12 protein-coding genes are annotated in these 14,425 nt (G+C 70.9%); 4 read left to right on the top strand and 8 right to left on the bottom strand.

Annotated features, from left to right (window positions below; translation table 11 throughout):
• Nucleotides 1-273: 273 nt before the first annotated feature.
• The 3 genes from AW271_RS06745 (at nt 274) to AW271_RS06735 (ending at nt 4,870) form a co-directional block, all read left to right on the top strand.
• Nucleotides 274-1,872: a phytoene desaturase family protein gene (locus tag AW271_RS06745; RefSeq protein WP_062333594.1), complete on the top strand. Its 1,599-nt coding sequence runs from the start codon at nt 274-276 to the stop codon at nt 1,870-1,872.
• Between the two features lie 485 nt (nt 1,873-2,357).
• Nucleotides 2,358-3,482: an aromatic ring-hydroxylating oxygenase subunit alpha gene (locus tag AW271_RS06740; protein ID WP_062333591.1), complete on the top strand. Its 1,125-nt coding sequence runs from the start codon at nt 2,358-2,360 to the stop codon at nt 3,480-3,482.
• Between the two features lie 101 nt (nt 3,483-3,583).
• On the top strand, nt 3,584-4,870 hold the full coding sequence (locus AW271_RS06735) for an aspartate aminotransferase family protein (protein ID WP_439648967.1): 1,287 nt from the start codon (nt 3,584-3,586) through the stop codon (nt 4,868-4,870).
• Here AW271_RS06735 and AW271_RS06730 read toward each other — a convergent pair.
• The 7 genes from AW271_RS06730 to AW271_RS06700 all read right to left on the bottom strand — a co-directional run bounded on the left by AW271_RS06730 (nt 4,843) and on the right by AW271_RS06700 (nt 12,270).
• The gene (locus AW271_RS06730) at nt 4,843-5,034 is read right to left on the bottom strand and encodes a Lar family restriction alleviation protein (protein WP_245652964.1); all 192 of its coding nucleotides are present in this window, start codon (nt 5,032-5,034) and stop codon (nt 4,843-4,845) included. The genes AW271_RS06735 and AW271_RS06730 overlap by 28 nt on opposite strands.
• Before the next feature lie 134 nt (nt 5,035-5,168).
• On the bottom strand, nt 5,169-6,023 hold the full coding sequence (locus AW271_RS06725; protein ID WP_062333582.1) for a helix-turn-helix domain-containing protein: 855 nt from the start codon (nt 6,021-6,023) through the stop codon (nt 5,169-5,171).
• Nucleotides 6,024-6,101: 78 nt separating this feature from the next.
• On the bottom strand, nt 6,102-6,308 hold the full coding sequence (locus AW271_RS06720) for a hypothetical protein (protein WP_030454164.1): 207 nt from the start codon (nt 6,306-6,308) through the stop codon (nt 6,102-6,104).
• Between the two features lie 79 nt (nt 6,309-6,387).
• On the bottom strand, nt 6,388-8,067 hold the full coding sequence (locus AW271_RS06715; RefSeq protein WP_062333577.1) for an acyclic terpene utilization AtuA family protein: 1,680 nt from the start codon (nt 8,065-8,067) through the stop codon (nt 6,388-6,390).
• Complete coding sequence (locus AW271_RS06710) at nt 8,067-8,828, bottom strand: enoyl-CoA hydratase family protein (protein ID WP_062333574.1); 762 nt, start codon at nt 8,826-8,828, stop codon at nt 8,067-8,069. The genes AW271_RS06715 and AW271_RS06710 overlap by 1 nt, the downstream gene beginning before the upstream one ends.
• Nucleotides 8,825-10,732, bottom strand: a complete 1,908-nt coding sequence (locus AW271_RS06705; RefSeq protein WP_062333572.1) for an ATP-binding protein — start codon at nt 10,730-10,732, stop codon at nt 8,825-8,827. Before AW271_RS06705 ends, AW271_RS06710 begins: the two co-directional genes overlap by 4 nt.
• A gap of 5 nt (nt 10,733-10,737) precedes the next feature.
• The gene (locus AW271_RS06700; protein WP_245652963.1) at nt 10,738-12,270 is read right to left on the bottom strand and encodes an acyl-CoA carboxylase subunit beta; all 1,533 of its coding nucleotides are present in this window, start codon (nt 12,268-12,270) and stop codon (nt 10,738-10,740) included.
• A 239-nt stretch (nt 12,271-12,509) separates the two neighbouring features.
• Between AW271_RS06700 and AW271_RS06695 the strand changes: the two genes are divergently transcribed.
• Entirely contained in the window at nt 12,510-12,917 is a 408-nt protein-coding gene (locus AW271_RS06695) for a hypothetical protein (protein ID WP_062333566.1), read from the top strand.
• A 10-nt stretch (nt 12,918-12,927) separates the two neighbouring features.
• On the opposite strand, the gene AW271_RS41225 is transcribed toward AW271_RS06695, so the two are convergent.
• Nucleotides 12,928-14,418, bottom strand: a complete 1,491-nt coding sequence (locus AW271_RS41225; protein ID WP_062333563.1) for a serine/threonine-protein kinase — start codon at nt 14,416-14,418, stop codon at nt 12,928-12,930.
• Nucleotides 14,419-14,425: the final 7 nt, after the last annotated feature.

The raw sequence follows: 14,425 nt of genomic DNA, 5'->3' as shown, positions 1-14,425 counted from the left end.
GCAGGGCGCCGGGTGAATCCGTTCGAGTGAGCGGCACTGCGGAGGACCCCGTCGAGCGGCCGGGCCGCTCGCCTCCACATGCCGCCGTCGCAGCTAAGGCGCTGACCAGCAGAAACCTGCGTCGATCCATGCTGTTCCCTTTTCTGGTACCGAATCTCCTCTTGCCAGACTGACTGGTTGCCCAGTTAGTCTGACGGTGTGGCCCCCATGGGCCGCAAGGCGTGCGGGCATAAGTTTTCCGGGTCGTAACGCCATGCAGAAGGGGTACAGCCGGTGAAACACGCATACGACGCGATCATCATCGGAGGCGGGCACAACGGGCTCGTCGCCGCGGCCTATCTCGCCCGTGCCGGACTCTCCACCCTCGTCGCCGAAGCCCGCCCGGTCACCGGCGGCGCGGCCACCACCGAAACCCCGTGGGGGCCCGAGTTCAAGGTCACCGCTCTCTCGTACGTCATGAGCCTGATGCCCCCCACGATCCTGCGTGACCTGCGGCTCACGGAGCACGGCTACGACGTGATCCCCATGGGGCCCAGCTTCGTTCCCTTCCCCGACGGCCGTTCCCTGCAGACCGAGACGGGCGATCCGGCCCGCGACCACGCCCAGATCGCCGCGTTCTCCACGAAGGACGCCGACGCGATGCCCCGCTACGAAGCCTGGCTCCAGGGCATCGGCGACGTGCTGTCCCCGCTGCTGATGCGCACCCCGCCCAACGTCGGCTCACTGCGGCCGAAGGACCTGATCGACCAGCTCCGGCTGGCCTGGGGGCTGCGCGGCCTGCGGACGCGGGGCACCGCCGACGCGGTCCGCCTGTTCACCATGTCGGTCGAGGACCTGCTCAACGAATGGTTCGAGTCGCCCCAGGTCAAGGGCGTGATGTCGATCAACGGCGTCATCGGCACGTGGGCCGGGCCGGCCGAACCGGGCACCGCCTACGTGATGATGCACCACACGATCGGCGACGTCGGCGACGGGCGTATGGGGTCGTGGGGTTACCCGATCGGCGGCATGGGCGCGGTCAGCCAGGCCATCCGCAGCTCGGCCGAGGCGTTCGGCGCGACGGTGCTCACCGAGGCCCCGGTCCGAAAAATCCTCATAAAAGGGGGCAGGACCGTGGGCGTCGCGCTCGAAGACGGCAGGGAGTTCACCGCCTCCACCGTCGTCGCCGCCACCCACCCCAAGACCACCTTCCTGCACCACGTGGGCCGCGACCACCTGCCCGACGACTTCGTGCGCGACATCGAACGCTGGCGCTCCCGCTCGGGCGTCGTGAAGATCAACGTCGCGCTCTCGGAGTTGCCGACCTTCCCGTCCAACCCGGAGGCCGACCTGACCGGCTCGGTCGAGCTCTGCCACTCCATCGAGTACGTCGAGCAGGCGTTCCAGGACGCGAGGTCGGGCGTCGCCGCCCGCCTGCCGTTCGCCGACTCGGTCATCCCGTCGACGGTCGACCGCACGCTCTGCCCCGAGGGCACCCACATCATGTCGATGTTCACCCAATGGGTCCCGCACACCTGGAACGAGCAGCCCCACACCGAGGGACTCGACGCCTACGCCGACCGCGTCATCGACGGCTACGACCAGCTGGCCCCCGGCTTCAAGGCGTCGGTCCTCCACCGCCAGGTCATCGGCCCCCACCAGATGGAACACGAATACGGCCTGCTCGGCGGCAACATCTTCCACGGCGAACTCTCCCCGGACCAGCTCTTCCACCTGCGCCCGGCCCCCGGCTACGCCGACTTCACCACCCCGGTGAAGGGCCTCTACCAGTGCAGCTCGGCCACCCACGGCGGCGGCGGCGTGACCGGCATCGCCGGCTACCTGGCCACCCGCCGCATCCTCAAGGACCGCAAGAGGGGCGGCAGAAAATGACGCCACCAGGTCTCCACCGAACCCGCGCCCGCGCCTGGACCTCTTTCCCATGGTCGGGCGGAGGCTCCTCCGCGTTCAAAGCTCTTTCCGTTACGGCTCCCGCCTGGCCGGCCCCGCCCGCCGCAGCGGGTCGCGGCCCCGGCCGGCGGCGGCAACCGGGTGTTGCGGTGCCGCGCCGTCACGGGTGCTTCGCCACCAGAGTCGCGGGGGCGTCGTCGGGGTTGCCGAGCACGAGCAGCAGCGCGTCTTGCCACCGCAACGTCGGCATCCGCGTCCCGAACGGTGCTCGGGTGAACACGAGCACCGAGGCGAATTGAACACGAGGTGGTGGAAGTGATGATTCGGGTTCTCCGGAAGGTGTTGTCGAGTGCGCTGGCCAAGCCAGACGGGAAGGCCGGGGTGGTCTGGCCGCCCAGTCAGGCGGATGCCGTCAAGCCGGCCGATTGGTGTGGTTCCGGCCAGGCTCCCAGCGGATGGTGTGAGCGATGAACTCCGCGCCGCTCGACCTCGACGAGGTCCGCGAATGTCTCAAGGCCCCGGGCCAGATGTTGCCGCAGGCCGCCTACACCGCCGACGACGTCCTCGCCTGGGAGCGCACGGTCGTCTTCGCCGGGGGCTGGGTCTGCGCCGGGCGCTCGGCCGACATCCCGAACCGGGGCAGGAAGGCCGTCGCCGTGGGCGACGACTCCGTGCTCCTGGTCCGCGACGACGACGCCACCCTGCGCGGGTTCTACAACGTCTGCCGTCATCGCGCCCACGAGCTGCTGCCGTGCGGTTCGTCGGCGACCGGGCGGTTCATCGCCTGCCCGTACCACAACTGGGTCTACGACCTGCGGGGCGACCTGCACCGCATCCCCGGCGAGCCGGCGCCCAAGCTGGGGCTGGTCGAGGTCCCGGTCACCGAGTGGCACGGGTTCGTGTTCGTCAACGCCGACGGGCAGGCGCCGCCCATCCACGACTACCTCCACGGTCTGGAGGACATCGTGGCGGCGTACACGCTGGGAGAGCTCGACGTCGCCGCGTCGCACGAGTACGAGCTCGACGCCAACTGGAAACTCGCCGTCGAGAACTACCACGAGTGTTACCACTGCCCGGCGATCCACCCCGAACTGTGCGCCGTCAGCCCGCCGGACAGCGGCGACAACTACGTGCCGACGGGGTTGTGGGCGGGTGGTCGCATGGACCTCATCGACGGCGCGGAGACCATGTCGATGGACGGCAACTCGGCCGCCGGGCCGCTCCCGGGCATCACCGGCGAGCGGCTGCGGATCGTCGAGTACCTGCACCTGTTCCCGAACCTGCTGCTCAGTCTCCATCCCGACTACGTCATGACGCACGTCCTCGAACCGCTCACCGCCACCCGGACCAAGGTCACCTGCCAGTGGTTGTTCCCGAAGGGGACCACCGACGTCGGCTACGCCGTCGACTTCTGGGATCTGACCAACCGCCAGGACTGGCAGGCCTGCGAAGGGGTGCAGCGGGGCGTGAGCTCGCGCGGGTACCGGCCGGGGCCGTTCTCCGCCGACGAGGACGTCACCTTCCAGTGGATCGCCACCGTGGCGACCGCTTATCTCACGGGCCGCGCGCCGGCCCTGCCCGAAAGGATCTAACGATGACCGTCGTCAGCGAGCGGACACCGGCTCGCGTACTGGACGACCTGATCGCCCTTCAAGAAGGCGCGTTCCTCGCCCGGACCGTCGAATCGCGGCGAGTGCGCACCGAATGCTCCGATGTCTTGCCCGGGGGAGTGGCCTCCAACTGGCAGGACGCCCCTCCCGGGGCCGTGTGGATCTCGCACGGCCAGGGCTCCCGGGTCGTCGACCTCGACGGCACCTCCTACGTCGACCTGCACGGTGGATTCGGGGTCAACCTCGTCGGGCACGCCCATCCGGCCGTCGTCGAGACCATCGACGAACGGGTCAGGAAGGGCACCCACTTCGCCCAGCCGACCCGGGACGCCGTGGTCGTGGCGCGGTTGCTGGCCGAACGCTTCGGGCTGCCGATGTGGCGGTTCGGGAACTCCGGCACCGAGGCCACGATGGACGCCGTCCACCTCATGCGGGCCGCCACCGGCCGCATGAAGATCATCAAGGTCGAGGGCAGTTACCACGGCCACCACGACTCCGTGCAGGTCAGCGTCTATCCGTCGATCGAGGAGGCCGGGCCGCCGCTGCGGCCCCGCTCGGTGCGCTACAGCGTCTCGGTGCCGCCGGACCTCGCCCGGCTGACCGTCGTGGTGCCCTTCGGCGACCTGGAGGCCGTCGAGCGGGCGCTGATCGAGAACTCCGGCGAGATCGCCGGGATGATCCTCGAACCGGTCATGATGAACATCGGGCTCATCCCGCCGCCCGACGGCTACCTCGCCCAGCTGAAGGACCTGCTGCACCGCCACGGCGCCTACCTGGCCTTCGACGAGGTCAAGACCGGGTTGTCGGTGGCGCCGGGCGGCGCGTCCGAACTACTGGGCGTGACCCCCGACCTCATCTGCCTGGCCAAGGCGCTCGGCGGCGGCCTGCCGTGCGGGGCGATCGGCGGCACGCCCGACCTGATGAGGCTGATCTCGGAGGGGGTGTACGAGCAGGTCGGCACCTTCAACGGCAATCCGCTCACCATGGCGGTGGCGGCCGTCGTGCTCAGGGACGTGCTCAATTCAGACGCTTATCGTCACTTTGATCGGTTGCGCACGGTTATGACGGAAGAGGCGACCGCCATTCTCCGGCGATGGGGCATGCCGGGATATATCCAGTCATATGGCGCGAAGGGCTCAGTAATATTTCACGAGAAACTCCGCGACTACCGCGATTTTCTCGACTATCCCGGCGAATGGGGACATGCGCACTGGCTCTACCAGCACAACGGCGGGGTCTTCCTGCCGCCCTGGGGCAAGACCGAGCAGTGGACGTTGTCGGTCCAGCACGGCGACGACGACGTGCGCCGATTCCTGACCAACCTCGACACCATGGGGCGTGACTACGCCGGAAGCGCCGCCATCAGGTAGGCGAGGCGGGCGGCGGCGTCTTCGACCGACTCGACCGTGCCGAGGCGGTAGCCCCACGAGGTCACGAAGGCGCCGCAGTCGGTGCAGGTCACCGTCTCGGCGAGAGTGTCGGAGAAACGGTTCCGGACGTGCACCGCCGGCGGACTGGCACTGAGCAGGCGCACCGAAAGGTCGATGTGTTCCCGCGTCGCATCGGCGAATCGCTCAAGACACCACAAAGTGTCAAGCATCGCACAATCACCTCCCGGCTGAGAGGAAAGGATTGCACGCTCCCGTCACATGAGGCAAGCAATTGCTCTTACGAATCAGCGGATTGTTTCCCCAATTCGTCGATGACCCGGACGATCACCGCGCGGGCGTCGTCGCGATAGACGGCGGCGGCCGCGAAGTCGTCGTGGGCGCGGGCGTAGAAGGCGATGTCGTCGGGGTCTCTGAGCAGCAGGTCCTTGGTGAACGTGGCCACGCCGACGAGCGCCTCGTTGTAGATGGCGAAGCTGTGCAGCGGGGTGGCCGGCAGGACCGTCTCGAACGGGATCACGCCGAACTCGACGTTGGGCAGCGTCGTGATGGCCAGCAGCCGGTCCATCTGGCCGCGCATCACGTCGAGCGGCGCGAGCCGCACGTGCAGCACCGCCTCGGGCACCACGAACGTGAACCTGCGCTGCGGGTCGTAGAGGATCTCCTGCCGCTGCATGCGCACCCGGATCGCCGCGTCGACGTCGTCGACCGCCTCGTAGACCCGGCGCACCTTCTGGAAGATGTGCCGGGAGTACTCCGCGGTCTGCAGCAGGCCCGGCACCAGCCCGGCCTCGAAGATCCGCAGCGTGCGGATGCGCGCCTCGAGATCGCGCACGTCCTCCTGGAGCGCCGCCAGCCCGCCCTTGTGCCTGGCCTTCCAGGAGTCGTGGCGTTCGCTCAGGCCGACCGCCTGCTGGATCAGGTTGTCGACCATGCCGGGTTCGGCGGCGACGGCCTGGGCCCAGACGACCACGTCGTCCTCGGTCGGCGTCTGGCGGGCGTTCTCGATGCGCGAGACCTTCGACGGTTGCCAGTTGAGGCGCTCGGCGAGGTCCTTGCCGGACAGGTGAGCGACCTCCCGGAGCTGCCTGAGCTGGATGCCCAGGTCGATGCGCGCCTGCTGGAAACCGCTCACTCGATCCCTCCCGCCATGGTGCGGACCAAGGTAGACCTCAGTTCGCCGCCCAGGCCATAGGGAGCTCCCTAATCGTGATCAGGTCAAGACCTTGCGTGCGATCTCGACCAGGAGCTCACGCGGGACCTCGACGGCGGTCTCGTAGTCGGCGAGATGCCGGAGATCGGCTCTGGCCTCCGGATCCACCACCTCCGTGCCCTGCACGACGATGGTGCCGCGGTCGGTCTCGTACAGGGCGGGGCACGACGTGGCCTCGGAGGTGGTGCCGAGGAAGCGGAGGCGCATGAGGGGGTGTCCTTCCGTACAGTCGCAATTGCGAGCAATTGTAGGAGGGCTCACGTTTCGCTGTGATTGCGGTATGGACTCAGGGCAGCGGCACCGGAACCGCCCGCAGGCGTTCGCCGAGGGCCTTGGCCTGGGCGTCCATCAGCGGGCTGGCGGCCACACCCCGGCCGAGCAGGCCGTGGACGACGAAGTTGACCGCGAGCAGGTTCGGGAACACGTGGCGGTCGACGCGCAATCCGGTCACTTCGGGCAGCAACTCGGCCAGCCGGTCGGCCGTCAGGTAGTTCTCCAGCCACGCGTAGTGGTCGGGGGTGCGCACCCACACGCCGAGGTTGGCGTTGCCGCCCTTGTCGCCCGACCGCGCGCCGGCGATGAGACCCAAAGGTCGGAGCTCTTCTTCGACGGTCAGCGGGATCGGCATCGGCGGGGCGAACCACGGCCCGGCCACCCCGGGCTCCTCGCGGTCGGCCGGAGCCGCCGCGGCCGCCTCCGGCACGGCCTCCTCGAACGGCACCTCCGCGCCGTCGACGGCGACCCGGGCGGTCACCCGGGGCACCGCCACCGGCCAGTAGATCCCGTAGGGCGAGGCGTCGCCGGGCGGGGTCAGGCCGTAGAAGCCGGGATAACTGGCCAGGCCCGTCTCGACCACGGCCGAGGAGAACAGGCGTCCGGCCTTGCGCTTGTCAGGGTCCATGACCGTGATCCGGAGCAGGTCGCCGACCCGTTCCGTGTACGTCTGCTCGAAGCTCTCCCGGGGCGCCCGCGCCCAGACGGCCTCCTCGGCGACCTTCGCCTTGCGGTCGGCGTCGAGGCCGGTCAGCACCAGGGTCATCGTGTTCCGGTAGCCGCCGAGCACGTTCACCGCGGCCTTCAGCGTGGGCGGCGGCGCCTCGCCGCGCACCCCGCTCACCGACACCCGGTCGGGGCCCTCCTGCATGAGGCGGATCGTGTCGAACCGGGCCGTCACGTCGGGGCCCTGGTAGCGGGGGCCGCCGATCTCGTACAGGAGCTGGGCGGTGACGGTGCCCACGGTGACCGCGCCGCCCGTGCCCGGGTGTTTGGTGATGACGCAGGAGCCGTCGGAGTGCAGTTCGGCGATGGGGAAGCCGCAGTGGGCCAGGTCGGGGATCTCGTCGAAGAAGGCGTAGTTGCCGCCGGTGGCCTGGCAGCCGCACTCGATGACGTGCCCGGCGACGACCGAACCGGCGAGCGCGTCGAGGTCGGCGGGGCTCCAGCCGTACCGCCAGATGCCGGGACCGGTGACCAGGGCCGCGTCGGTGACGCGGCCGGTCACCACGACGTCGGCGCCGGCCGAGAGGGCGGCGGCGATGGGGAAGCCGCCCAGGTAGGCGTTGGCGGTGATCGGCGCCGCCGTGAGGGTCTCGCCGGTGTCGAGGTTGACCAGCGGCCCGAGCTCGGCCAGGCGCGGCATGAGGTCGTCGCCGGTGACGGTGGCGACCTTGGCCGGCAGGCCGAGGTCCCTGATCGCCTGCGCGCACGCTTCGGGGTCGAGCCCGCCCGCGTTCGACACGATCTTGATGCCGCGGTCGAGGCAGGTCGCCAGGACGTCGGACAGCTGCCGCACGAACGTCGTGGCGTAGCCCGGGCGGCCCTTGGCCCGGTTCCCGGCCAGGATCAGCATGGTCAGCTCGGCCAGCCAGTCGCCGGTGAGCACGTCGATCGGGCCGCCGTCGACCTGTTCCCGGGCGGCCGAGAGGCGGTCGCCGTAGAAGCCCGAGCAGTTGGCGATGCGCACCATCAGACGGCCCAGGCGGGCGGGCGCTTCTGCAGGAAGGCGCTCATGCCCTCGCGCGCCTCTGCCGAGGAGAACAACTTGGCCGACAGGGTCGCCATCTCGTCGCCGCGTTCGGCCAGCAACCGCCGGACCGGCTCGGTGACCAGCCGCTTCGACTCGGCGAGACCCTGCGGCGAGGCCGCGCGCAGGCCGTCGAGCACGGTCTCGACCGCGTCGTCGAGTTGCGGCAGCGGGACCGCCCGGGTCAGCAGGCCGATGCGCTCGGCCTCCATCGCGCCGAACGTCTCGCCGGTGATGAAGTAGCGCCCGGCGGCCCGGCCGTCGAGGCGCGGCAGCAGGGTCAGCGAGATCATCGCCGGCGCGAGCCCGAGGCGGGCCTCGGTGAACGCGTAGTCGCCGCCGTCGTCGGCCACCACGACGTCGCACGCGCCGAGCAGCCCGAGCCCGCCCGCCCGCGCCTTGCCGGCGACCCGGCAGACCACCGGCTTGGGCAGCTCGACCACCAGCGTGAACAGGTCGATCATGCGGCGGGTGCCGGCCTCCATGCCCTCGGCCGCCGCCTCCGACAGGTCGGCCCCGGCGCAGAACACCGGTCCGGTGTGGGTGAGCAGCACCGCCCGGACGTCGTCGTCGGACCCGGCCGCCTCCAGGTGGGCCGACAGCTCCTCGACGAGCTGCCGCGACAGGGCGTTGCGGTTGCGCGGCGAGTCGAGGGTGACCGTGGCCACCCCGCGCTCGACCGTCAGATGTACGACCTCGGTCACTGTGTCACTTCCTTGATCACGGCCAGTGGCGTGCCGGCGTCGACCTGCCGCCCGGCGACGGCGGTCAGTTCGGCCACCACCCCCTCGGCGGGGGCCGTGATGCGATGCTCCATCTTCATGGCCTCCAGCACCACGACCGTCTGCCCAGGTTTCACCGCGTCACCCACGCCGACCTCGACCCGCAGCACGGTGCCGGGCATCGGGGCGGGCAACGACCCGGGAGGAGTCTGCACCACGGGCTCCGGCAACCTCGGGAGCGGGGTCAGCCGGACGGGGCCGAGCGAGGAGTCGACGTACACGGCGTCGTCGTAGGAGGCGACCGCGAAGACCCGGCGCACGCCGGCGATCTCCAGGACCACCTCCTCCGGCGCGGCCGACACCAGGACCGCCTCGGGCGACGATCGCAGGCCGTCGCGGGTGTGCAGGTGGGTGACCTCGCCGGCCTCGGCGAAGGCGGTGCGCTGGGGTTGCGAGACGACGTTGCGCCAGCCCGGCGGGAGGTCGCCGAGCGTCGTCCTCGGCCGGGCGGCCAGGGCCAGGGCCGCCGCCAGCGCGGAGAACCGCACCTCCTCCGGGCCCGCGAGGGGGGCCAGGTCGTGGCGGGTCAGGAAACCCGTGTCGGTCTCGCCCTGGCGGAACTCGGGGTGGCGCAGGACGCGGACCAGCAGGTCGCGGTTGGTCGCCGGGCCGTGCAGCTTCGCGCCGGCCAGCGCCGTGGCCAGCCGTCTGGCCGCCGCCTCCCGGGTGGGGGCGTAGGCGATCACCTTGGCCAGCATCGGGTCGTAGAAGGTGCCGATCTCGTCGCCGGACACCACGCCCGCGTCGAGCCGCAGGCCGCCCTGGGCGAACTCGGCCTCCACCCCGGGCACCTCGAAGCGGTGCATCCGGCCGCTCTGGGGTGTCCAGCCGTCGGCGGGGTCTTCGGCGTACAGGCGCACCTCGATGGCGTGGCCGACCGGGCTCGGCGGCAGGCCGGGAAGGGCCGCGCCCTCGGCGATCTCGATCTGCAGGCGCACCAGGTCGACGCCGTAGACGGCCTCGGTGACCGGGTGTTCGACCTGGAGGCGGGTGTTCATCTCCAGGAAGTGGAAGTGGCCGTCGGCCAGCAGGAACTCGACGGTCCCGGCGCCGGTGTAGCCGATCGCGCGGGCCGCGTTCACCGCCGCCTCGGCCAGCGAGCGCCGCAGCTCGGGCGTGACCCCGGGCGAGGGCGCCTCCTCCAGCACCTTCTGATGGCGGCGCTGGATCGAGCACTCGCGCTCGCCCAGCGCCCAGACGGTGCCGTGGCTGTCGGCGAGGATCTGCACCTCGACGTGCCGGGCCCGCTCCAGCAGCGGCTCGGCGAACACGGTCCCGTCGCCGAACGCCGCCGCGGCCTCCCGCCCCGCCGACTCCAGCGCCTCGGCGAGCTCCTCGGCCGACCGCACGATCCGCATGCCGCGCCCGCCGCCCCCGGCCGACGCCTTCAGCAGCAGCGGAAAGGTGAGGTCCGCAGGTGGTTCCTCAAAGGCGATGGTCGGGAGCAGCGGCACCCCGGCCTCCGCCATCAGCGCCTTGGCCTCGATCTTGTCGCCCATCGCCGCGATGGCCTCGGGCGAGGGCCCGATCCAGGTCAGCCCCGCCTCGACCACCGCCCGCGCGAACGCGGCGTCCTCCGACAGGAACCCGTAGCCGGGGTGGACGGCGTCGGCCCCGGCCGCCCTGGCCGCCGCGACCAGCTTCCCGGCGTCGGTGTACGCCTTCACGTCCCCCAGGCCGACCGCGGACCCGGCCTCGGCGACGTGCCGCGCCCCCGCGTCGGCGGGGCTGAACACCGCGACCGTCTCGATGCCCAGCGCGTCGCACGCGCGGATCACCCGGCGGGCGATCTCGCCCCGGTTGGCCACCAGAACCCGACTGATCATTCGACTCACATCCGGAAGACGCCGAAACCGGCGGCGGGCGACTCGGGGGCCGAGCCGATGGCGGACAGGCACAATCCAAGGACGGTCCGGGTGTCGCGCGGGTCGATGACCCCGTCGTCGTAGAGGCGGCCCGACAGGAAGAACGGCAACGACTCGGCCTCGACCTGCGCCTCGACCATCGCGCGCATGGCGGCGTCGCCCTCCTCGTCGAACGCCTGCCCGCGCGCCTCGGCGGCGGCCCGGCCGACGATCGACAACACCCCGGCCAGCTGCGCCGGTCCCATCACCGCCGACTTCGCGCTCGGCCAGGTGAACAGGAACCGGGGGTCGTACGCCCGCCCGCACATGCCGTAGTTGCCCGCGCCGTAGCTGGCCCCCAGGACGACCGTCAGATGGGGGACGGTGGAGTTGGCCACCGCGTTGATCATCATCGAGCCGTGCTTGATGATGCCCGACCGCTCGTAGTCCTTGCCGACCATGTAGCCGGTGGTGTTCTGCAGGAACAGCAGCGGCGTGCGCGACTGGTTCGCCAGCTGGATGAACTGGGCCGCTTTCTGCGCCTCCTGGCCGAACAGCACGCCCCGCGCGTTGGCCAGGACGCCGACGTCGTAGCCGTGGATCGTGGCCCAGCCGGTCACCAGGCTCGGCCCGTAGAGCGGCTTGAACTCGTCGAACTCGCTCGCGTCGACGATCCGCCCGATGACCTCGCGCGGGTCGAACGGCACACGCAGGTCTTCGGGCACGATGCCGAGCAGCCCGTCTTCGTCGAGCAGCGGCGGCCGCGAGGGCTTCGGCGCCCGGCCCAGCTTGCGCCAGTTCAGCCGCTTGACGATGGCGCGCCCGATGCGCAGGGCGTCGTGCTCCGACTCGGCCAGGTGGTCGGCCAGGCCCGAGTCGCGGGCGTGCATCTCGGCGCCGCCGAGCGACTCGTCGTCGGCGTCCTCGCCGGTCGCGACCTTGACCAGCGGCGGGCCGCCCAGGAACACCTTGGCGCGTTCCCGCACCATGACGACGTGGTCGGACAGGCCCGGCACGTAGGCGCCCCCGGCCGTGGAGTTGCCGAACACCAGGGCGATCGTCGGGACGCCGGCCGCCGACAACCGGGTCAGGTCGCGGAAGACGCGCCCGCCGGGGATGAAGATCTCCTTCTGCGTCGGCAGGTCGGCGCCGCCCGACTCGACCAGGTTGACGAGCGGGAGCCGGTTCTCCAGGGCGATCTGGGTCGCCCGCAGGGTCTTGCGCAGCGTCCAGGGGTTGGACGCGCCGCCCCGGACGGTCGGGTCGTTGGCGACGATCACGCACTCGACGCCCTCGACCACGCCGATGCCGGTGACCACGCTGGCGCCGACGGGGAAGTCGGACCCCCAGGCGGCCAGCGGGGACAGTTCGAGGAAGGGCGCGCCGGGGTCGAGCAGCAGTTCCACGCGTTCGCGGGCCAGGAGCTTGCCCCGGGCGTGGTGGCGGTCGACGTACTTCTGGCCGCCGCCCTCGACCGCTTTGGCGTGCTCCGCCGCCAGTTCGGCGAGTCTGCCGAGCATCGCCGCTCGTCGCTGCTGCGTTTCCGCCGAGTCGGGAGGTTGGATCACGTTCGGTGAGTTTAATGTTCTACGCGGGGAGACGACCCCCGAACCCCCTGACATGCACCTTTCACCCTAGTTTCAGAGACGGAAATCATCGGCGCAGCTCACGGCGGCACGAGTGACCCGACCTTGTTCGGGTGTGGTGACCTCATCAGAATCAGTTAAGTCTTCAACTAACTGCACGGATGAGGAGAGGCATGAAGCGCACCATCTTCGTTCTCGTCGGCGTCCTCGGCGCCATGCTCACCGGCATCACTCCCGCGTCCGCCGCGGTCGACTGCTCGGCGGGCGGCTACACGCGGGTCTACCACAGCTACATCCCCACCAACTGGGAGCGGGGCGCCATCGACGGGCGCAGCTACAACATCGGCGCCAACATGTCGTACGACTATGAGATCTGCCTCGACATCCCCGACGGCGAGACGTTCTCGATCGAGGTGCGGATCTACAACAACGGAAACTGGAGCACGTTCGAGGACGACCGGCCCGGTGACAAGGTCTTCCGCTACTCGCTCGCCCCGAACAGCTTCTGGCAGGTCTACGGCACGCTGACCGGCCCCGGCAGCACCTACCTCTACTACGACTGGCACGAGAAGCTGCTCTAGCCGCAGTGGGTCAGCCGCAGTGGGTCCAGCCGCTCTGCCAGGTGGCCTTGGCGAACCCGCCGCCCCAGACGACGCACTTGTTCTTCGCGAGGAGGCGGACCGGGCCGGCGTAGGCGGTGTAGCGGCCCCAGTCGTTGCCGTGGGCGCCCTTCTGCACGCGCAGCAGGGCGCCCATCTTGATGCTGCCCGGGATGACGTTCTTCGACAGGGTGACCACGCAGTTGAGGCCGGTCGCCTCTTCGTACAGGAGATAGGTGGTGGCCCGGCCGTTCTGCCAGCGGTGCCGGTTCACGACCGCGAACCCGGCCCCGCACAGGCCCTCGGGCGTGTTGGGGTTGGGCTCCTTGGTCTTCGCCGGGCTCGGGCTCGGGCTGGGGGAGGGCGACGGGGACGGCGAGGGGCTGGGCGACGGCGAGGGCGTCGGGGTCAGGCTCGGGCGCGGCTTGTCGACCACGTCGGGGCGTTCGGTCGGGGCCTCCGTCGTCGGCGCGGGCGGTTCGGGCTGCGCGGCGACCGGGGAGAGCGACGGGCGGGGGGCACGTTTGGTCGGGGTGAGCTGGGCGATGACCGGGGCGGCCGTCGGCGCGGCCACCGCGGTGCGGGGCTCGGGCCGGGTCACGACGTAGGCGGCGCCGCCCAGGAGCAGCACGGCCGCCGCGCCGGCCAGCAGCATCCGGCCCCGCCTGACCGGGGCGGCCTTGATCACGCCGTGGTCGCCGCGCAGGTAGGCGATCAGCTGGTCGGGGGTCGGCCGGTCGGCCGGGTCCTTGGCCAGGCAGCGCGCCACCAGGGTGCGCATCGGCTCCTCGACCTCGCCGAGGTCGGGCTCGGAGTGCAGGATGCGGTTCAGCACGACCGGGATCGAGTCGGCCCCGAACGCGGGGCGGCCGGTCGCCGCGAAGACCATCGTGACGCCCCACGCGAACACGTCGGACGCGGGGCCGGCGGTCGCCTCGCTCAATAACTCGGGGGCCAGGTAGGCGGGGGTGCCCATGGTGGTGCCGCTCATCGTGGCCTGCGGGGCGTCGAGGGCCTTGGCGACGCCGAAGTCGATCACGACCGGGCCCTCGGGGCCCATCAGCACGTTGGCGGGCTTCAGGTCGCGGTGGGTGATCCCGGCCTGGTGGATCGCCGCCAGGGCGGTCGCGGTCGCGATGCCCAGCCGTTCGAGCGCCGCGCCGCGCCGGGGGCCCTCCCGCTCGACGAGGTCTTTCAGCGACGGGCCGGGGACGTACTCGCTGACGATGTAGGGCTGGTTTCCGGCGAGGTCGGCGTACAGGACCGGGGCCGTGCTGAACCGGGCCACGCGCTGGGCGAGGCTGACCTCGCGCAGGAAGCGGGCGCGGGCCGCCGGATCGGCGCTGAGCCGGGTGTGCAGCAGTTTCACGGCCACGGTCGCGCCCTCGGGGGTCACGCCCCGGTAGACGACGCCCTGGCCGCCCTCGCCCAGCCGGCCGACGATCTGGAACGGCCCCAGTCGTGAGGGGTCGCCTTCCACCATGGAGAGC

Source organism: Herbidospora sakaeratensis (assembly GCF_001570525.1).
Classification (GTDB): Bacteria; Actinomycetota; Actinomycetes; order Streptosporangiales; family Streptosporangiaceae; genus Herbidospora; species Herbidospora sakaeratensis.
This window is presented reverse-complemented; position numbering and strand designations above follow the sequence as displayed.

Bases quoted from the DNA above. Each gene is read 5' to 3' on its own strand.
- AW271_RS06740 (WP_062333591.1), top strand. From the start codon at position 2,358: ATGAACTCCGCGCCGCTCGACCTCGACGAGGTCCGCGAATGTCTCAAG.
- AW271_RS06720 (WP_030454164.1), bottom strand. From the start codon at position 6,308: ATGCGCCTCCGCTTCCTCGGCACCACCTCCGAGGCCACGTCGTGCCCC.
- AW271_RS06715 (WP_062333577.1), bottom strand. From the start codon at position 8,067: ATGGTGCGCATCGCCAACTGCTCGGGCTTCTACGGCGACCGCCTCTCG.
- AW271_RS06705 (WP_062333572.1), bottom strand. From the start codon at position 10,732: ATGATCAGTCGGGTTCTGGTGGCCAACCGGGGCGAGATCGCCCGCCGG.
- AW271_RS06700 (WP_245652963.1), bottom strand. From the start codon at position 12,270: ATGCTCGGCAGACTCGCCGAACTGGCGGCGGAGCACGCCAAAGCGGTC.
- AW271_RS06695 (WP_062333566.1), top strand. From the start codon at position 12,510: ATGAAGCGCACCATCTTCGTTCTCGTCGGCGTCCTCGGCGCCATGCTC.
- AW271_RS41225 (WP_062333563.1), bottom strand. From the start codon at position 14,418: ATGGTGGAAGGCGACCCCTCACGACTGGGGCCGTTCCAGATCGTCGGC.